Genomic DNA, 20,070 nt, shown 5'->3' with positions numbered 1-20,070 from the left:
CTTCCAGCCGACTTGGCAGAAGACCCCGCATGCAGTGCTCACTTACCGTGCATTAAAAACGTAGCGGTCCAGGCGGTCGCACGCTTCCTTTACGCGCGAAAGCGGCAGCGCCAGATTCACGCGAATGTGGCAGGGCCCGTGGAACGGACGACCGTCCTGATACCCCACGCCCACGCGCGCCCCCTCGTCGAGCAGCCACTGAATATCGCGGCCATGTTCGCGGCACCACTCGGTGCAGTCCAGAAACACCATGTACGTGCCCTGCGGACGCGAATAAGACACGCCCTCAAAATGCTCGTCCACGTAATCGCAGAAGTACTCGATATTGCCGGCAAGCACCTGGTTGAGCTCGTCCACCCACTCGTAGCCCTGCGGCTGGTAGGCACCGATAAGCGCATGCATGGAGAGGACGTTCATCTCGTTGTAGTGAGTCTTGTTGGACACGGCGCACACGCGGTCGCGCAGCGTCTCGTTGTAGATGATGTGGTAGCTGCCGACCAGGCCCGCCAGATTAAACGTCTTGCTGGGCGCATAGAGGGCAACCGTGCGCATGCGGGCATCCTCGCTCACCGACTGCGTCGGGATATGCTTGTGCCCCGGCAGGATGATATCGGACCAAATCTCGTCCGAGATCACCACGCAATCGTGCTGGCGATAAATGTCCATGGCGCGCTCGATCTCGTCGCGCTCCCATACGCGGCCGCAGGGATTGTGCGGCGAGCAGAACACCGCGGCATGGATGTGGTTTTGCGCGAGCTTGTGCTCCATGTCCTCAAAGTCCATACGCCACACGCCTTGGTCGTCGAGCTTAAGCGGGCTGTGGACAATGCGATAGCCCGCGGCCTCAATGGACTTGGTAAAGCCGATGTAGGTAGGACTGTGGACCAGCACCGCATCGCCCGGCTGAACATACGCACGCAGCGTCGACACGACACCGCCCAGCACGCCGTTTTCGTAGCCGATATGCTCCGGCGCCAAGCCCTCAACGCCGTTGCGACGGCTCTGCCATTCGATGATGCGGTCGAAGTACTCGGGGCGCGGATTGAAATAGCCAAACATGGGGTGCTGGGCACGCTGAATGATGTACTCCTGGACCGTGGGCACCGTGGCGAAGTTCATGTCCGCCACCCACATGGGAATGCGATCGAAGCCCTCGTCGGGTGCGTTTGGAGCCATGCCGGGGATCTCACCCCAAGAATCAACGGCGATGGAGTCCATGCCGTGGCGGTCGATAAGCGAGCTAAAGTCGTATTTCATGCTGAGCTCCCGTGCGAAGTGATTGTTTTGGTAGGCGTTATTGTCCACCAGCGTGGGCGGTTTTGGCATGGGGTTTGCTGTTGATTTTGACGGATACGGACGGATGGCGGGTTAGTCCCGCGCGTCGTTGATGGCGGTTACCGTCAACCTGGCTCCGTCGACCGTAAACGATATGTCGAGCCCGGCGTAAGCCAAGTGGTAAACGCGGTTTGGCTCGTGCTTGCTGCCCGCGCGGCGCGGATCTTGGCGAAGGACCTCGACCAAGCCGGGGAGCTTTGCGGGCGGGACCATATCTTGCAGCGCTCGCGGAAACTTAACATCGAGCTCTTGCCACGGAGCACCCTCGATCCAGCCGCCGGTCGCATCCAAGTGGCAGTCCGCAAACGGAATGTAGGGCTTAATGTCGTAGATGGGCGTGCCGTCGCGCAGATCGGCCCCCAGCACATAGATGGTGGGGCCATCGTCGGTGAGCTCGACACGATCGAGCTTGACGCAGGTGAGACCGATGGGATTAGGGCGAAACGGGCTGCGCGTGGCGAAGACGCCCACACGCTCGGCTCCACCCAGGCGCGGCGGACGCACAGTTTTCGACCATTTTGCGTTGGTGCCGGACCTGTCCTGCGACTTGGCATCGGCAACTATGTCCTTAGCCGTGCCGCCGGGCGTTCCGTTTTCGAAGCGCCACAGCAGCCACAGGTGAGAGAAGGAGTCCAGACCCTCAACCGCTGCATTGGAGGCAAATTCCGGCTCAAAAACGATGCGTCCCTGCAGATGGGGCGCCAAAAAGCTGTTGCGCGGAATGCCGAACTTCTGCGGCAGGTCGGTATGTATGTGTGCAATAGGTTCCATGCCGGTCATTGTACGGCATGGAGGCGTGGGGCGTTGCGCGCAATTCTTCGCCGCGGACTCCTGTCATGCAACCAACGGTTGCTTGGAAGGGCGCCTGCCGCCGCGTATGCTTAAGCCATCAACCAGCAGAAAGGAGCCGCTATGGCCTTTGCAGAAAAGCTCATTGCCATCCGTCGCGCCCATCACCTTACCCAAGAGCAGCTCGCCGCCAAACTCTTTGTCACGCGCCAAGCCGTCAGCCGTTGGGAGCGCGACGAGGTCACCCCGGGCATCGACATGATGAAGCTCATTGCCGCCGTAACCGGAGAGCCGTTGTCCCACCTGTTCGAAATGCCCGAGCATTATTGCCAGAGCTGCGGCATGATACTCACGCCCAACGACTGCGGCACCGATGCCACGGGCGCCACGACCGACCATTACTGCAAGTGGTGCTACGACCACGGCAAGTACACCTACGACACCACCATGGAGGCGATGATCGAGGATTGCGCCCCGCGGCTGGCGCAAAACACCGGCATGTCGCTCGACGAAGCCGTCTCGCTCATGGGCGCCGTCCTGCCGCAACTGGAGCGCTGGCGCACCGTGCAGGAAAACGAGGAGCGCTACGGCTCCGAAGCGCGGGTGCGCTATGGCGATGAGGCTATCGATGCAGCAAACGAAGCACTGCTGGATATGGACCCCGAGACATGGAACGACATGAAGGAACTTGAACGCGCTATTCTGGGTCAACTCTCGATTGCCATGGGCGATGGCGATGCGAATGGAAGCGAGGCTCGCAAGCTTGTCGCGATGCATCGTCGCTGGATTGCTCTCAACTGGGGATGCGAGCCCCAAGACGAGGCGTACCTGGGCCTCGCCCACGGCTATCTTGCCGACCAGCGCTTTGTTGACTACTACGACAAGCCCTGCGGCACCGGAGCCACGGCGTTTCTGGTTCAGGCCATCGAGTCGTCACTGGTCCGCGCATAGACCGCGGCAGCTTTGGGTATTTCAATCGAAACCTCAACCGATTGGAGACCTATGGCTACTAATCATGAGCTCACGCTGTACGTTATGACCGGCTGCCCGTATTGCATAAAAGTCAAACGATTCCTTGCCGATAACGGTGTGACCATCCCCGAGCGCAATATCTCGACCAATACCGAGGCCGAGCAGACGCTCATCGCCGTCGGCGGAAAACGCCAGGTTCCCTGCCTATTCATCGACGGCAAGCCACTCTACGAATCGAGCGACATCATCGCGTGGGTGCAGGAGAACCTACTCTAACACTCGCGTTGCGACCGGCTCGCCCCAACCTATACGACCCAAACATGTACGCCAGCATCCAAAGTCGACCATTTCCGACATCTTTGGATGCTGGCGTACAGCTTTTGGGTAGCCATGGACGCTCTTAGCCGGCTAATTGTTTGAGGCGACGGTAGCGCGCAGAGATGTGGTGTAAGAGGCGGGGCATGCCCCGCCTCCGCCCTTTCTTGAAAGGGAGGGGACACCGCCTAGAATTCGTCGTTGGAGTAATGAAGGTGACGAATGGAAGGAAAGGCGATGCCCCAAGAAGAGAGTGTACTGCGCCTCGGCCGCGACGAGGCCCTCGAGGCGGCGAGGCTTTGGCAGGAGTGCGGCGACGCGCGCGAGTTCGCGTGCAGGGTGCTGGGCAGCGTGATGAACGCGCTGATGGACTCCGAGGCCCAGCAGATGTGCGGCGCGAGCCGCAACGAGCGCAGCGACGGCAGGGAGAACAGCCGCAACGGCTACCGCCCCAGGTCGCTCAAGACCGCCGTGGGCGACGTGGAGCTCGAGATACCCAAGCTCAGGCACGGCACCTACTACCCCGAGGGCATGCTCGCGCGATGGTCGCGCGTCGACACCTCGGTGGCCGCCATCGTGCAGGAGATGTACGTATGCGGCGTGTCCACCCGCAAGGTCGAGCGCGTGGCGTCCAAGCTGGGCATATCCTCGCTGTCGAGCTCGGAGGTCTCGAGCCTCTGCTCCGACCTCGACGCCGAGGTGGCGGAGTTCCGCCGCCGCGACCTGTCGGGCACGCCGTGCTGCTACCTGTGGCTCGACGCCACCTACATGAGCTGCAGGGTCGGCTCGTCGGTCGTCTCGCAGGGCGTCGTGACCGCGATCGGGCTGGGCGCCGACGGGCGCAAGCACTTCCTGGGCTGCGACGTGGTCGACACCGAGAGCGAGGACTCCTGGGCGGCATTCCTCGGCGGGCTGCGCGAGCGCGGGCTGGCCGGCGTTCGCCTCGTGGTCTCCGACAGCCACGCCGGGCTCGTGGCCGCCGTCTCGCGCCTGTTCCAGGGCTGCGCCTGGCAGCGCTGCGTGACGCACCTGCAGCGCAACCTCCAGAGCGCCTGCTCGGGCAGGCCCGAGGACTCCAAGGCGGCCGTCAGGGACCTCGTGCACGCCGCGGTCTACCAGGACGACCCCGACCTCGCGCGCTGCGTGTGGGCCGAGGCGGCGCCCTGGGTGGCGTCGGTGTCCGCCAGGGCCGGCGAGGTCTTCGAGCAGGCCGAGGACTCCGCGCTGGCGTTCACGGCCTTCCCCAGGGCGCACTGGGCCAAGCTCCGCACCAACAACGTCCAGGAGCGCGCCAACCGCGAGATCAAGCGCCGCTACAGGGTCGTGCAGTCCTTCCCCTCGAGGGAGTCGATGCTGCGCCTGACGTGCGCGAGCCTCATGGAGACCGAGGGACAGTGGTCCCAGCAGCGCGTGTTCTCCGAGGCCTCGGCCGCCGAGGGCTTCGCCGAGCCCGCGGACAGGCCGGCCCCGACAGAGGGGAGGCGCCGCGCGCTCGGGCGGCGCGCCAGGGAGATAGTGGACGAGATAGTCGAGAGGCGCGGTCTCAAGAAGGAGTAATATCGGGACTTGCAGCGACGGACCTCAGGACGCTCTTACACCACGTCTGCGCGCGCCACCTTCCACTCGTCCGCAGACGACGTTATTTCTCCTCATATGTTCAATAAAAGTAGCTCCTAATGGGAACTAATCTCATCAGGAACTGCTATTTATAGCAAAATAAATGCAACCATAATGGCAACAGTACTCATATTTGCCCTTTTTTGACCACGACCCTCCAGAATAGTCGCTGAGAACGACACTAAATGACAAAATCCGGCACTTGGACGTTCTTATATGAGTAGCCATTGAAGGACACCTAACGACTACTCCCATTCGCGACACACTGTGTCGCGAATTAAGCTGGTCCCATTACCGAAGACCAGTGAGAGCTCCTGCCCAGAATCTCGATAGCTTAATAAAGCGCTCCCCTCCGGAAGTTCAATGGGCATCCAAATTCCAAGCTGAAAAGCAAAGGAGTATCGAAGCCGTCAATGCTCATTTCCTATCGAACACGCGGGTCAAAACAAGCTAATTAGCCTGATAAACTGTTTATATTTTTGTCTACAAAACTGTATACAAAAAGAGTATCCGTTGACCTGTGCTCGACATTATGCCGATCGATAGGAGGCGCTATGGACGCTAAGCAGCTCGAAAAGATGATGGGGTTTGCTCCCGGAGAGTTGGAGAAAGCCGCGAAGGCATACGAAAAAGATGAATGGCCGAAGGGTCGCACCATCAAGCTGGGAAGGCCGTCGATCTCCGATGAGCCAAGCGTCGTTATAACAGCACGTGTGGGCGAATCGATTCTTGAGGCGTTTGACGAAAAAGCCAAACGCCATGGGCAAACACGCACGGAGCGGCTCAGAGAGCTCATTACACTTGATGCACTGATTGCCTAGGCCCGCTCCCCCGTCGGACCCAAACATGTACGCCAGCATCCAAAGTCGACATTTTTCGACATCTTTGGATGCTGGTGTACAGCTTTTTGCTACATAGTCGTTGGGGACGTCCTTAAATGACCAGTCGTTAAAGAACGCCCCCGATGACTAGTTAGCCGTGGAAGCGAGCTGTGGGTGCAAGCGGCTGTTCGCGAAAGACGCGCTCGACGGCAGCGCGGTATTCGTCGACCTTTTTGGTCTTGCGTACGATCTTGTGGACGGTAGCGGGATCAGCGAAAGCGCACTTGGCGTAGAACCACCACTCCTTCATGCGGAAGACCGCATTGCCGCCAATCTCTTCTGCATAGACCGCAAACAGAGTGTCGTGGAAACGCTGCAGTTCGGCTGCCGTGGCAGCAGGACCGCCCTTAACCATGCGAGCCAGCGCGGGGTTCGCGAGCAGGCCACGCCCTAGCATTACATGGCGCGTGTCGGGATAGGCCTCCGCCAGCGCGTCCATATCCTCAAGATCGAAAATGTCGCCGTTATAGGCCACCGGAAACGGCGCACGCTCCAGCGTCTCGCCGTAAAACTCCTTGCGCGGCGAGCCCGTATAACGGTCCTTCTGTACGCGCGGGTGCACAATCAGCTCTGCCAACGGCATGCGGCAATACAGATCGAGCACACGTTCATACTCGTCATCGCGTTCCAACCCCAGCCTGGTCTTTACCGATACCGGCAACGGCGACCGCTCGCACACATCGCTTAAGAACGCCTCGAGCTCGTCGAGATTGCGCAAGAAACCCGAGCCCTTGCCCTTGGCGACAACCGTTCCCGAGGGGCAGCCAAGGTTGAGATTGACCTCGCGGTAGCCCATGTCGGCGAGCACCTGTGCCGCCCACACAAACTCGTCCGCGTTCTTGGACATGAGCTGGGGCACTACGTTGAGCCCCTGGTTGTTGGCAGGATCGATCTCCTTAAACGCCTTGCCGCCAAAGCGGTTTCCCACCCGCGGCGGCGGCAAAAACGGCGTGTAATAGCAATCGAGTGCACCGAAGCACTCCGCATGCACGCGACGGAACACATGCCCGGTAATCCCCTCCATAGGGGCCAACGATAGAATCATCTACTCTTCTCTCATATCAACGAACGTGACAAAGGGACTGTCCCTTTGTCACATTATTCGGAGCGCAGGGCTTCGACGGGGTCCTTCTTGGATGCGCTACGGGCCGGCAGCAGGCCGGCAACAACCGTCAGCAGCACCGAAATTGCAATGAGCACCAGCGCATCCTGCACGGGCAGACTCATCAGGTTGGGGACCTTTTTGGCCGCAAGCGCCCAGGCATTGACCGGGAAACTCACGAGCACCACGACGATAATGGCAAAGACGCCGGCGATGAGGCCTTCGATAAAGGTCTCGGCATTGAATACGTTGGCCACGTTGCGCTTCGACGCGCCGATCGCGCGCAGAATGCCAATCTCCTTTTTGCGCTCCAGCACGCTGATGTAGGTGATGATGCCGATCATGATGGAGCTCACCACCAGGCTGATACTCACGAATGCGATGAGCACCAAGCTGATGGTGTTCACGATGTCGGTCACCGAACCCATGATGATGCCCATGTAATCTGTGTACGAAATTGCCCGATCATCGTGGCCAGCGGCTTTGACCTGCTTGTTGTACGCATCGATGTGATCGAGTACGCGCTCCTTGGCCTCAAAGTCACGCGGGAAAATCTTGACCGAGATGGGGTCCGCCTCGTCCGCATAGCCCAACGTGGTCAGATTGTTGTCGTAGGTGAGCTTCGACGCCTTCGCATAGCTCATCATGAGCGAGCTCAGGTCCTCGGCGTCCATGTTGAAGTGGATGGCATGAGCAAAGGCACTCGCATCCACGCGCATGGCGCTCGCCAGATTAGCAAAACTCGACGACATCTGCGTCGCCATCTGGCCCATGAGCCCTGCTGCGCCTGCCTTGAGCTGAGCTGACACCGTCGCCGCAATCTGATCGCTGATCGACTTCATCACCTGATCCATAGCCTGCTGCAGATACGGAGCCAACTGCTTTTGCACATAGTCGCTCATCGCCTGTTGCAGGCGCTCGGCCAGGGCATCGCCGCCGAACGCTTTGAGCTGGGCCAGGATTTGCTGGGCTGCCGTATCATTCTCAAGATACGTCGAGAATGCGGCAGAGAGCTTTGACGCGTCTTTAAGATCTTCGGGTGACAGCGCCCCAAACTGATCAGACTGCAAAAAGCCCTCAAACAGCTGGTTGGCTAGTGTTCCCACCTGCTGCATTTGCTCGGGCGTGAGTTCCAGACCGTCAAAGATACCCGAGAAATCTGGGGTTGGCGCTTTTGCCATGATGTCGCTGAAGTCAATGTCCTTGCCAACGCCCGAAAGGTCAATGTCCAGCCCCGACAGATCGATGCCAGAAAGGTCCATACCGCCGGCCGCACCCGAGAGCGCAGACGCATCGAACGAGAATGCGCTCTTCAGCGCCGCCTCGTCAACGCTGAACATGCTGCCCAGATCCACGCCTTGTTTGGCCTCGCCTTGCAGTTCGTCGAAGGTTTTGCCCGTAAAGACATCCGTCTCGGGGTGAGCAAGCTGCTCCTGCACAATCTGCGAATTTGCGGCGCGTTCCATAAGCTGGCGAGTCAGCGCATGCGTGTAGGCAATGCCCGGGGACAACGCGCTCGCGTTGGCGGTCTCGTTGGGTCGCACCACGCCCACAATGTGCACGTCGATACCGTCGACAACCTTGTCGGCCATAAAGTCGGTGTCGCCAGACATATCGGTCCACATGCCGGTCTCTTCGTTTTTGCGATACGCATCGGCCGGCGACAGCACCTTAAACGTGGTAGACAGCACATCGTCGTAGGTAAAGTCGGTGCCAGTCTCGGGCGTTTCGACCCCACCGTCAGCCGTCATAGCGCTGTTTACCAGATCATTGAGCTCATCGATATCCAGCGCACCGATGCTGTAGAGCGTATAGTCGCCCACCGTACCGCGGCTCGAAAGCACCATCACGGCTTCGTTAGCAGACGTAGGCCAATGCCCCGCCACGACATCGTACTGGCTGTCGAGCAGGCTCTGGTCGTCAATCATCTCGTTAAAGACCGAGGTTCCCATGGATTCCATGCTCACCGTTGCCGCCGAACTCGCGCCTCCGCTCATGGCCTCGGTCATGGCGTTGGGCACCAGCCGGACAGGCTTCTCATCGCCCTTGCCGGCACGATAGACAACCGGCGATACACCGTAGCCGTACTGAATGGCGTTGACCTCTTTATCGATGCCGTCGCCACCGGCATCGAGCCATGCCTTAAAGCTCGTCATGTCGTTGGACTTAACGCTCGCAAACATATCCTTTACGGCCGTGACCACAGGAATCTTATCGGTTCCCTTAGCCTTGCCGCCGGCACTGTCGTCGGACGAATCCACGTTTTCAGACGAGTCATCATCCGCAGCCCCCTGCCCGCCCATCATGGACGACAGGTCGTAATCCTGCTTGGAAATGGTGAGCGGGTAGCTCGAAAGCGTATCCTCCTCGACCTTCTTGATGTAGCCGTTTACGCCATTGGAGAGTGCCAGAATCGCCGCGATACCGATAATGCCAATCGAGCCCGCAAAGGCAGTCATGGCCGTGCGGCCCTTCTTGGTCATGAGGTTTCGAGCAGAAAGCCCCAGCGCCGTCACAAAACTCATCGAGGTTTTGCGCGTAGGCCTGGCTTCGCGGCGCGTGGCGTCAGCGACATCGAAAGGATCGGAATCGTCGGTGATCTTGCCGTCCGCCAGGTTGACGATGCGCGTGGCATATTGGTACGCCAGCTCGGGATTGTGCGTGACCATAATAACCAGACGGTCGCGCGCCACGTCCTTGAGCAAATCCATAACCTGTACGGATGTCGTTGAGTCCAGGGCGCCGGTCGGCTCGTCTGCCAGCACGATCTCGGGATCGTTGATCAGGGCGCGGGCGATGGCCACGCGCTGCATCTGTCCACCCGAAAGCTGGCTCGGGCGCTTGTTAACATGCTCGCCCAGGCCGACTTTCTCCAACGCCTCGCGCGCACGCTGGCGGCGTTCGGCATGTCCCACGCCCGTAAGCGTGAGCGCCAGCTCCACGTTTTCCAAAATGGTCTGATGCGGAATGAGGTTATAGCTCTGGAACACAAAGCCGATGCGGTTGTTGCGGTAGGCATCCCAATCGCGATCGTGAAAGTCCTTGGTCGATATGCCGTCGATCAGCAAGTCACCGGAATCGAAATGATCGAGCCCACCGATAACGTTGAGCATCGTGGTTTTACCCGACCCCGAAGGTCCCAGAATGGCCACGAACTCGTTATCGCGAAAAGACAGGCTTACGTTGTCGAGCGCCACCTGCGTAAACGACTGCGTAACGTACCTTTTGCAAATACCTTTGAGCTCCAACATGGACGGCAACCTCTCCCACGCGGGCGCACTTGCCCGCTCTCCCCCGCCGTTCGTATTCGACGCGTTTGTCCTACTCTATCCCCATTTTTGCCGGAGCCAGAGAGGAATGTAACGAAGCGCGCCAAAAAACGAACGGGACGGCGCCCAAAAGAAGAGGTCCCGAGCGGGACCTCTATGTGGTGGAGCTTATCTTGAAAGGTAGCGGACTACTTCGCACAGCTACACACGATTCTCGCTACGCTTTACGCGTTTTCTACTACTCGCTATTTGCAATCGCCTGGTCGATAAGTTTGTTGAGTGCTGCGCGCTGCTCGGCGGAGCTGATGGCTCCCACGATTGGATCCCCTACGATGTTGCCATTCTGATCGATGACATACGTCGTCGGGAACGAGAACAGATTTGACGTAAACTTGCCAGCTTCGCTATCCGACTTGAACCAGATGTTCTTATATGTCACGCCCTTCTTGCTCAGCACGTCCTTGGCATCTGCAATCTCGCCCTTGTTGCCATCGAGCGTAAAGGAATTGACGCCCACGACCTGGCCGCCCTTCTTGGCAAGCTCCTTATTCAGGTCCTCAAGGTCGCCCAGCTCGCCCACGCACGGCTTGCAAGTGGTGAACCAGAAGTTCATGACGGTGACCTTGTTCTTGGAGAACAGCTCGTCGCTGCTCACGTCGTTGCCATCCAGGTCCTTGCCCGTAAAGCTGGGGAACTTCGTCGCCTCGCTCGAAGCATTGGCACCAGCCGTCATGCCAGCGGTCGAAGCGTCGACGCTCTCGCCTGCGCTCGGCGTGCTTCCACAGCCGGGGAACTCCTTCTCCAAGCTCTCGAGCTTGTCCTCGATCTCCTTGATCTGCTGTGCACCGGCCTTGAGCGTCTTAAGCTCATCCGCCGTGAACTCATCCTTGGCGCCGTCGATGGTCTTGAGCAGGAAATCGCCGTAATTGCTGCCGTCCTCAATCATTGTCGAGTCTTTATTTGCCGCATTGAATACCTTTTCCCACAGCGCGTTATCACTCGAAAAGATCTCGTTCTCCTTCTGCATGAGTTTTGCATACAACTCGGCGGCCTCGTCGGCATTGGCCGGCTTCTGCGCAGTGAGCTCTGCGATCTTAGGATCGGAGCTCGCAGATTCGCTCGCATTGCCACCGGGCGCCGAACATGCCACAAGGCACAAGGCCAATACCGGCACCATAAACAGGGCCGCAATCTTAGAAAGCTTCATAGTCATTCCTCCGTTTTGTCGAAGCTTGTTTACTTTTTATCAGCGGTCAAGGGAAGCTTTTCCGCCGACACATCCAGGCCATAGCGATAGCTGATGGCATCGACGGGACAGGCCCCGATGCACTTTCCGCACCGGATACATTCGGCATGATTGGGCGCGCGGACCACATCAACGTCCATCTGACAAACCTTTGAGCACTTGCCGCACGAGACACATTTGCACGCGTCAACCTGAATCCCCAACAAGGACACCCTATTCATGAGCGCATAGAATGCGCCGAGTGGGCAAATCCATTTGCAGAAGGGGCGGTAGAACAAAACGCTCAGCACTACCACGGCAATGAGAACGGCAAGTTTCCAAGTAAAGAGATGTCCCAACGCAGATCGAATGCCGGCATTGGCGATGGCCAGCGGAATGGCGCCCTCGAGCACACCCTGCGGACAGATGTATTTGCAAAAGAATGGGTCGCCCATGCCCACGTCGTTAACCATCAAGACGGGCAGCAGCACCACGGCAAACAGCAGCACGACGTACTTGATGTACGTGAGCGGCTTAAGCTTTTTCGTGGAAAGCTTTTTGCCGGGAATCTTATGAAGCAGCTCCTGCAGCCAGCCAAACGGGCACAGAAAGCCGCATACAAAGCGTCCCAGCAGCACGCCGAGCAAAATGAGCGCACCGGTAACATAGTAAGAAAAGTTGAACCTGGATGAACCTACCACCGACTGGAACGACCCGATGGGGCACGCACCCGATGCCGCGGGGCACGAATAGCAGTTAAGTCCAGGCACGCAGACGGTTTTTCCCGCGCCCTGATAGATGCCGCCTTTGGCAAAGTTTGGCAGGTGAATGTTGGTGACGAGCGTCGCCGCCGCCTGAATGAATCCGCGAAATCGAGCCAAAACATGCGACGCAGTGTTTTCTCTTTTATCCAATTCCGATACACTCCAAGCACAGCCTAATCGCTTTGGCCAGCACGGCATCCGCCTCGCCACGCATAACGCCAAAGCACACCATGGCAATTCCGACGATCAACAAAGCGACCTGTACCACGGGTTTTACCGCTTTGAACAACACGACCACTCCTTTCGTTACGCGACCATTGGACCATATCGACTATAAAATCCGTGTTAAGCGCGATTTGGAATGTGCAAGGAGACTGTTATGCGTATTTTGATCGTCGAAGACGAGCGAGCACTGTGCGACACGATCGCACGCAGCTTGCGAAACATGGCATACAGCGTCGACTGCTGCCACGATGGACGGGAGGCGCTCGATCTGCTGAGCATCGAAGTCTTTGACCTCGTGGTACTCGACCTCAATCTCCCCCGTATCGACGGCATGACCGTGCTCAGGGAACTTAGGAAAACCGACTGCGAGACCAAGATACTGATTCTGTCCGCGCGTGGCGAAGTATCCGATAAGGTCGCCGGACTCGATGCCGGCGCCAACGATTACCTCACCAAGCCGTTTCATCTGGACGAACTTGCGGCAAGGATCCGCAGCCTTACCCTCAGGCGCTTCGCACAAAGCGACATAGTATTAACCTGCGGAAAACTCAGCTTTGACACCAAGGCGCGCATCGCTTCCGTGGGCAGCGAGGCCTTATCTCTTACACGCAAGGAAACGGGAATCTTGGAATACCTGATGCTTAATCAGGGGCGACCGGTAAGCCAAGAGGAGCTTATCGAGCACGTTTGGGATAGCAGCGTGAACAGCTTTAGCAACGCAACCCGCGTTCACATCTCGTCGCTCCGCAAAAAGCTACGCAGCGCTTTGGGATACGACCCGATTCGCAATCGGATTGGAGAGGGCTACGTTATGGAGGATAGCGAATGAAAAGGCTTTCGCTGCAATGGCGCATAACGATTATGACGGCACTGCTCACGTGTGCAGCATGCGTGCTGACGAACTGTCTGGTCGGCTATACGGGCATGCGCTACATGGATGCCATCGGCAGTGACATCTCGGCCTTTAACGCAACCGGCGAAGAATCGCCCCAGGCGTTCGACCCAACGAAAGCGACCCTCGATGACGAGAGGTCACGATCGTCGTAAACGACGCACAGGAGTCTTTTGGCACGACAGCCTGGCGCATCACGGCTGGAGTCACACTCCTTGGCGGCGTGCTGGCATACTTTGTGAGCGGCCGTGCACTCAAACCGCTACGAGCTTTTGCAGCCCAGGTTGAGTGTGTGCAGCCTGACAACCTAAGCGAAATCAGACTCAGTGAAGATATGCCCACCGAGCTACAACGATGCAGCGCCTCTTTCAACGACATGATCGCCCGTCTTGGCGAAGGGTTCTCTGCACAGCGTCAGTTTACCGGCAACGCCGCACACGAGCTGCGCACCCCGCTCGCCCTTATGCAAGCACAGATCGAACTGTTTGTCTCCGAGCGCTCCAACTTACAACCCGAAACAGCCGAGTTGCTCGGCCTACTACAAGAACAAACTGAGCGAATGTCGCGGATGACCAAGGTGTTGCTCGAGATGAGTGAGCTCCGCAGCGTTCCTTGCGAGGACGATGTGGAACTTGGTCCCTTGTCCGAAGAGGTCCTCACCGACCTTGCGCCACTTGCCGAGAATAAGGGCATAGCCCTCAATTGTGCTGGAGACGCTTTAGTAATCGGGAACGATGCGCTCCTCTATCGGCTGGTGTTTAACTTGACCGAAAACGCTATCCGTTACAGCCGCTCCGGCTCAACTGTCAACGTCTCCATCAGCGACAGCGACAACCACGTGTTCCTGCGAGTCGAGGACCAGGGCCCGGGAATACCCCAGCAGTACCGTGAGAGCATCTTCCAACCGTTCTTTCGCCTGGATAAATCCCGCAGCAGGGCGTACGGCGGCGCAGGACTCGGACTAGCACTCGTTTGGGAGATTGCAGCGCTTCACGGTGGCACGGTAGAGGTCGAAACAAGTTCCGAGAACGGGACTACCATGCTCGTAAGCCTTCCAAAACGATCTGCAGCGTCAACCGAGCAGTAAAACGAAAGGGGTCCCGAGCAACAGGAGTACAATTGCTGCTATTGTTGCCAGCTGTTGGGAGATGGAAGATGGACTGCGATGGCTACCCATGCGTTCCCATGCCGTTGATGTGCACTGCCTTTGTGCCAGGGCAGATTGACGCTGCGGTTGCAGGCATTTCCGACCCCGATTCACGCACCATCGCCACGGCAGAAGCGCTGTACTTTCGCGGACAGGCCGCCCTCGCTGCCAAGACGGCGCGCTCCTATCTTGACGCCACCGATCCCGCACTGCGCTATTCCGCATGCTTTATCTGCGGATATGCCAGCCTGTCGCTCAACCGTATCGCCGACGCCCGCCGGTGCCTTGCGGGCATCCTCGATACGCCGGCCGACGAGGAATCATCCGCTATCCACGCCACGCATATCCTGTTCGCCTCGGCCGCAAGCGTCCTGCTGCACTTGCCTTCCCCGTATTCTGCCGAAGAGTTTTATCCACTTGCGGCGCATCTGCCCGAAGGCCTGCGCCTGTTCGCCAGCTACGTGATGGCGCACGCCTTGTATCTGCGCGGCGAATACGGCCGCAGCCTGGGCATGGCGGAAAACGCCCTGATTATGAAACAGGGAAGTTATCCGATCTCGGAACTGTTCCTGCACCTGGCAGCCTCCATGGCATGCATGAGCCTCAAGGACATCGACGCCGCAAAGGCACACTTCGGAGCCGCTTGGGGCATTGCGCGCCCCGACGGCCTTATCGAGCTCATTGGCGAGCACCACGGCCTTTTACAGGGGCTCATCGAGGCGTGCCTAAAAACGCAATACCCAGACGACTTCGCGCGCATCATCGAGATCACGTACCGCTTCAGCTACGGCTGGCGGCGCATCCACAACCCTGATTCGGGCGAGGACGTGGCCGACGATCTAACGACCACGGAATTCACCATGGCCATGCTCGCCTGTCGTGGGTGGACCAACGCCGAAATCGCACGCCATATGGGAGTATCGCCGGGCACCGTCAAAAACCGCCTATCCGGCGTATACGCAAAGCTTGGTATCGGCACACGCGCCGAGCTGGTCGCGCATATGTTGCGTTAACAACCGGGCTGCCAAGCGCATCGAACGCGTTCCGGAACCCGGCGCTTCGCTCGATCAATTTGGACATTTTGACCCTTGAACGGCACTACCACCACGGGGCACCTTCTCGCAAAATTGGATTATTTCCACCGATACCTGCGGGATGGGAGCCCAAAATGCTTAATCGCCGTTCGCTACTCGTTGCCGGAGCGTCCTCGCTGGCGAGCATTATGTTGCCGCGCGCGCCGGGAAGCGCAAACGCCTTCATATTGCCGTTCGCGCCCACCGAAGCCTATGCCGACGAAAAAGACCCCTTCAGGGCGCTCGTTCTCCCGCGCACCATGTTCGGTGTGGTCGTGGTCGACGTCGCCAACAAGAATACGCCCATCACGGGTGCCCAGGTCACGCTCACATCGCGCTATGCCGCAGGCAAGCAGCTCACCGCCACGACCGATGACGAAGGCACAGCCATCTTTGAGGTCGCACCGCTTTCGGAAGGCTACGTGGACGAGGCAACGCTTCTCGACGCGTACGACTTTAACGGCGGCATCTCCATTAGCATGGCGGGCTACCGCGATGTCGAGATTCCCCTCGCGCGTGTCCAAGGCGGCACCGCCATTACCGCACCCACACGTCCGCTCTCCGATGGCGAGCCGTACTTTCGCCAGCTCACATTCGATGAATGGGACATCCAGTACGCCGACGCTACGTTCATGGCATTGCCGAAGGACGACGCCGGAAACGACCAACCCGACACGCACGCCTTTACCGTGCAGGCACATCTGCCACAGGGTGGACAGGCAACGCTGCACATCAACAAGGTAATGCCCGCCACGGGCAGCTCGCCCGAAACCGTCACACAGATTGGCCAAGTCAAGGCCAGCGCATCGGGCGCGGATAATCTGGCGACGTTCACGCTCGAAGACAAGTTCCTCGATGCAGCTTCGGTCCTTCTGGAGGAAGGGTGCAAGCTGCGCTTTGTCCTCGACTATCAGGGCAAAACCTACACGCTCTCCTCCCCCATGGCCGTTGTCACCGCGCCGGCGGCAAAGGCGGAATCGGGCTCGACCACTATCGTCCCCACCACCATGGACCAAGAGGTCACTCCGTTTGATTTCCCAGCGGCGTTTCCCGGCATCGGCGGCAACAAGTTCACCTGCTGGATGCCCTCGTTCCCCATTATGTTCGATTTCTCGTTTGCCGGATACGTGCTGTTTGGCGGAGGATACAAACCAGCCAGCTATATGAACGATTCGGGCAACCCTGATCCGGAATACTGGAAGAAATCGCCGCGTGAATCGGGCGCCAAGCAGGCAAACCGCTACCTCGACGAGATGGAGGGGAAGTGGAATCAGTACAAGAGTATGAGTGCCGGTTCGGGCACCGATCCAAGAAACACTAAGCTCCTTCGCCACCGTTGCACGCCGCTGTTCACGATGGATATCGCCACACAGCTGTACGGCTCGCTCGCCTACGATTGGGTGGGCAAAACCTGGGGTAACAACAACGACCCCGCATACGGCAATATTAAGGCCCTCTTCCAGGTAAAAACCGACCTCAACTGGACCGAACAGTTCACCTTGGGACCGGTGCCGTTTTTCCTAAACGTCAACCCCTGGGTGCTGGCAAAACTGGCGCTCGCCGTGGGCGCCCACACGCACGGCAGCGGCGCGGCGTTTTTTAAAAACATTTCGCTCGACTATTCAAACACCTCGGGCTCGTTCACCATCCAGATCGGGCTTGCCGTCACCTTTGGCGCCGGCGTTGCAGGCGTCGCTTCGTCTGCCGTGCGCGGCGCCGCATCCCTCACGCTGTTCATTGGGTATGAGAAGGCAGATGGACACCAGCTTCCGCGACTGCGCGTAGGTGCAGACGTCGATGTCGATGTGATACTCCAGTTTGTAATGTTCAAGTGGACCACCAAGGCTTGGTCGGGGTCGTGGCCCACACTCCTCGATTCGTGGAATATGTCGGTGAACAATGGCAACCAGTATGTGCTCCAGCGCTCTGAGCTCGCATTGGGTGGAGATACGCCTTACACGCTGGATGCCCGCTTCGGCACGCCCGGCAACATCGAGGCGGGCGACGTGCCGCAATTTATCGCATCGGCCACCATCGTCACCAACGCCGAGCTGCTCGCACGCGCCGAGGTTGCAGCCACCGCGATAAACGCCGCGCCTGTCGTGCGCGATTGGGATCGGGCGGTCACGCGCATTGAGCTCGAGGCGGATGCAGAAAGCGACGACACGGGACAGATCGAGCATTTCGTCCATGCACTGATAGAGAACGACGAAAACGCCGCGCCGATGTATGAGTACACCTACATCGGTCAGGCAACGAACACCGCTGCCGACCCGAACGCCGATTCTGCCGGCGTGTCGGAGGACGAGCGTGGCGGCATCAAGCCCTCGAGCGACAACGTGCTGTTTGCTGGCGTGCTCAGCGAAGCCCACATGAAGCTGGCAATGATTGCCGGCGTAGAATGCCTGTTCCGTATCGCCTCGGTGCGTTACGGCGACAATGGTCGCTCGCGCCTGGTGGTACACACAAAGGCAAACGGAACGTGGTCCGCTCCCACGCCTGTGGACTTTCCCCTTGGGTTTGGCGAGGGCGACGTGGAGCGCGACAGCATATACGATTACGACTTCGACGTAGTGGAATATACGGACGGAAGAGGAAACCAGGACGCCTACGTGCTGCTGGTCTCGGGCGAGCGCCCCGCCGGCGACGACACCCTTTTCGATATGGCAAGCACAGCCGGCATACTGTCCGTTGTGCGCCTGCGCATAAGCAACGACGGAGTTCGCGTGGTATCGCACACGTCGTGGCGCAGCATCTCGCGCGGCCGCCTTCAGGAGGATGGCTACCATTGCCTGCAGTGCCCACGCATCACGGTGGGCAAGACACTTGTCGACGGGCGCCTGTCGGGCGCCTACCTCCACCGCCGCGGAACCACCGCAGAAAAGACGCTCGGCAGCGAGGCCGAGGTTGCGCTGGAGTGCTTTACCCTGTGGTCGGACGTTTCGGGCGACAGTCTCACGTTCCGTCAGGTCCTCCGCTTTCCGCAGGCACCGTCGAGCATCGAGCTCGGCGCGCCCGAGAATATCAACGGCAAAATGGTGGTGCCCATTGCATACGAGACCGCAGGCGGTTGTGGCTGTGCATCGTACGCCGTGATCGGCCAGTCCATTGCGAGCTGGGGCGTTATGTCGCCAGATGCCACAGTACCCCACGCGGTGCCGTGGCCGCAGCACACGGGCTTTTTGGCTACCGTCAACGAGCAACTGCAGCATATTACTTGGACGCGAGGCGCATCGGCATTTGCAACGCAGCCCGTGGGTGCCGCAGGCTGTGGCCCGGCATCGTTTAGCGTAAGCAACAACGGCAGGTGCGTGCTCTATGTAGAGAACACCGATGGCAAGGTGGGGCAAACCTACGACGAAGAAGGCAACCCGGTAGCAGTGATGGGCAAGCACTTCCGCATCTTCGCCAGCACCTTGGCAGGCGATCTGTTTACGGAGCCGTTCGTGATGTGCGAGCTGGACCATCCCGTCGATCAGATAACGACTTTTTTGACGTCGGGAGGCATGCTCTCCGCACTCGCCACGCACATTGTAAGCGCGGAGAAGAGCGAGGCAGAGCTGCACGGCATCGAAGTACCCTTGGTGGCGTGTGCCACTCCGACGGGCGCGGTCGCCACCTCGGGCGCAGTGGTGCCCGGAGCAGCAGGCGAATCCTTCATGGTCACGGTACGAAACGACGGCAACACCTTGCTGACCGCCGGAACGATCGATCTGTACCGAGAGGGTTTCAACCAGCCGTTCTCCAGCGCATCCATCGGATTCGGAGCGAACGCACGCACGGCATCGATCTACGATCCGGAGCTTGCCGAGGACGCTTCGGCCAACGACATGGCACACGTGAAGTACGCGCTCGAGACGCTGGACACACGTTTTGCAACGCACCCGCTGGTTGCCGACAATGGAAACGCCGTGCTGGCACCGGGCTGCACGGCACAATTCCGCATGAGCTTTGCCATCCCGGAGAGCTGGGGCGACGAGGTGGGCAAACGCGTCACGCTGTATGCGAAGGCGCGTGACCTGGTGGCACTCGATCCCGTAACGCTCGAGGAAATTCGACCGGGCGCAAACTCAGCGCTGGGTGCCGTACTGCACGAGCTTCATGTGCCCGACGCGGCATGCGAACGCTCAGAAGTTCAGGTCGGCGTATGCGACAGCGCGGATACGACAGGACTTCACGACGCCCCGATGACAGCAGACGACGATGGTGGCTCGAGTGGCGGCGGTACCGACGAGGGCGGCGGCTCCGGCGGAAGCCGCTCCGGCAGTGGCAAGGATCACGGCAATAACAAGCGCTCCGGAAAAGCGGGCGCGCTCGCTGGCACGGGCGATGTCAACGCTCCCCTTACGGCAGCCGCTGCAGCACTCGCCGCGGCAGGCGCCGGCCTCATCGCCTACAGCGCCCGCCGCACGGCGCTCGAAAAAGACACCGCCGATGAGGTCAATTCTGATAAGCCTCGCTAGC

The 20,070-nt window shown here is 59.2% G+C and carries 16 protein-coding genes; 9 read left to right on the top strand and 7 right to left on the bottom strand.

Annotated elements, in window-relative coordinates; all coding sequences use genetic code 11:
* Nucleotides 1-42: 42 nt before the first annotated feature.
* Entirely contained in the window at nucleotides 43-1,257 is a 1,215-nt protein-coding gene (locus tag LCQ44_RS05525) for a MalY/PatB family protein (protein WP_225093278.1), read from the bottom strand.
* Nucleotides 1,258-1,368: 111 nt separating this feature from the next.
* Nucleotides 1,369-2,106, bottom strand: coding sequence for a tRNA (N6-threonylcarbamoyladenosine(37)-N6)-methyltransferase TrmO (locus LCQ44_RS05520; protein ID WP_225093277.1), 738 nt, complete (start codon nucleotides 2,104-2,106; stop codon nucleotides 1,369-1,371).
* A gap of 141 nt (nucleotides 2,107-2,247) precedes the next feature.
* Between LCQ44_RS05520 and LCQ44_RS05515 the strand changes: the two genes are divergently transcribed.
* The 4 genes from LCQ44_RS05515 to LCQ44_RS05500 all read left to right on the top strand — a co-directional run bounded on the left by LCQ44_RS05515 (nucleotide 2,248) and on the right by LCQ44_RS05500 (nucleotide 5,849).
* Nucleotides 2,248-3,075, top strand: coding sequence for a TipAS antibiotic-recognition domain-containing protein (locus LCQ44_RS05515; protein ID WP_225093276.1), 828 nt, complete (start codon nucleotides 2,248-2,250; stop codon nucleotides 3,073-3,075).
* A 51-nt stretch (nucleotides 3,076-3,126) separates the two neighbouring features.
* A complete protein-coding gene (locus LCQ44_RS05510) occupies nucleotides 3,127-3,372 on the top strand; it encodes a glutaredoxin family protein (protein ID WP_225093275.1) in 246 nt (81 codons plus the stop codon).
* Between the two features lie 261 nt (nucleotides 3,373-3,633).
* Nucleotides 3,634-4,968: an IS256 family transposase gene (locus LCQ44_RS05505; protein WP_089573697.1), complete on the top strand. Its 1,335-nt coding sequence runs from the start codon at nucleotides 3,634-3,636 to the stop codon at nucleotides 4,966-4,968.
* Nucleotides 4,969-5,582: 614 nt separating this feature from the next.
* On the top strand, nucleotides 5,583-5,849 hold the full coding sequence (locus LCQ44_RS05500; RefSeq protein WP_006234572.1) for a ribbon-helix-helix protein, CopG family: 267 nt from the start codon (nucleotides 5,583-5,585) through the stop codon (nucleotides 5,847-5,849).
* Between the two features lie 151 nt (nucleotides 5,850-6,000).
* Here LCQ44_RS05500 and LCQ44_RS05495 read toward each other — a convergent pair whose 3' ends face one another.
* The 5 genes from LCQ44_RS05495 to LCQ44_RS10120 form a co-directional block, all read right to left on the bottom strand.
* Nucleotides 6,001-6,954 carry a tRNA dihydrouridine synthase gene (locus tag LCQ44_RS05495; RefSeq protein ID WP_225093274.1) on the bottom strand — a complete coding sequence of 318 codons (954 nt, stop codon included), beginning with the start codon at nucleotides 6,952-6,954 and terminating at the stop codon, nucleotides 6,001-6,003.
* Nucleotides 6,955-7,007: 53 nt separating this feature from the next.
* The gene (locus LCQ44_RS05490) at nucleotides 7,008-10,262 is read right to left on the bottom strand and encodes an ABC transporter ATP-binding protein/permease (protein WP_225093273.1); all 3,255 of its coding nucleotides are present in this window, start codon (nucleotides 10,260-10,262) and stop codon (nucleotides 7,008-7,010) included.
* A 256-nt stretch (nucleotides 10,263-10,518) separates the two neighbouring features.
* Nucleotides 10,519-11,487 carry a TlpA family protein disulfide reductase gene (locus LCQ44_RS05485; protein ID WP_225093272.1) on the bottom strand — a complete coding sequence of 323 codons (969 nt, stop codon included), beginning with the start codon at nucleotides 11,485-11,487 and terminating at the stop codon, nucleotides 10,519-10,521.
* 29 nt (nucleotides 11,488-11,516) lie between these two features.
* A complete protein-coding gene (locus LCQ44_RS05480) occupies nucleotides 11,517-12,419 on the bottom strand; it encodes a 4Fe-4S binding protein (RefSeq protein ID WP_225093271.1) in 903 nt (300 codons plus the stop codon).
* Nucleotides 12,412-12,483, bottom strand: coding sequence for a CD1871A family CXXC motif-containing protein (locus LCQ44_RS10120; protein ID WP_254179316.1), 72 nt, complete (start codon nucleotides 12,481-12,483; stop codon nucleotides 12,412-12,414). Before LCQ44_RS10120 ends, LCQ44_RS05480 begins: the two co-directional genes overlap by 8 nt.
* A 147-nt stretch (nucleotides 12,484-12,630) precedes the next feature.
* Between LCQ44_RS10120 and LCQ44_RS05475 the strand changes: the two genes are divergently transcribed.
* The 5 genes from LCQ44_RS05475 (at nucleotide 12,631) to LCQ44_RS05455 (ending at nucleotide 20,069) form a co-directional block, all read left to right on the top strand.
* A complete protein-coding gene (locus LCQ44_RS05475; RefSeq protein ID WP_225093270.1) occupies nucleotides 12,631-13,323 on the top strand; it encodes a response regulator transcription factor in 693 nt (230 codons plus the stop codon).
* Nucleotides 13,320-13,541 (top strand): hypothetical protein, encoded by a 222-nt coding sequence (locus LCQ44_RS05470; protein ID WP_225093269.1) that lies wholly within the window; start codon nucleotides 13,320-13,322, stop codon nucleotides 13,539-13,541. The genes LCQ44_RS05475 and LCQ44_RS05470 overlap by 4 nt, the downstream gene beginning before the upstream one ends.
* A gap of 137 nt (nucleotides 13,542-13,678) precedes the next feature.
* Nucleotides 13,679-14,473, top strand: coding sequence for a sensor histidine kinase (locus LCQ44_RS05465; protein ID WP_225093268.1), 795 nt, complete (start codon nucleotides 13,679-13,681; stop codon nucleotides 14,471-14,473).
* Nucleotides 14,474-14,541: 68 nt separating this feature from the next.
* Nucleotides 14,542-15,546, top strand: coding sequence for a helix-turn-helix domain-containing protein (locus LCQ44_RS05460; RefSeq protein WP_225093267.1), 1,005 nt, complete (start codon nucleotides 14,542-14,544; stop codon nucleotides 15,544-15,546).
* Nucleotides 15,547-15,701: 155 nt separating this feature from the next.
* On the top strand, nucleotides 15,702-20,069 hold the full coding sequence (locus LCQ44_RS05455; RefSeq protein ID WP_225093266.1) for a hypothetical protein: 4,368 nt from the start codon (nucleotides 15,702-15,704) through the stop codon (nucleotides 20,067-20,069).
* Nucleotide 20,070 lies beyond the last annotated feature (1 nt).

The sequence above is a fragment of the Collinsella aerofaciens genome, from assembly GCF_020181355.1.
Lineage (GTDB): Bacteria > Actinomycetota > Coriobacteriia > Coriobacteriales > Coriobacteriaceae > Collinsella.
The sequence above is the reverse complement of the archived record's forward strand: the minus strand, read 5'-3'. Positions and strand labels throughout refer to the sequence as shown.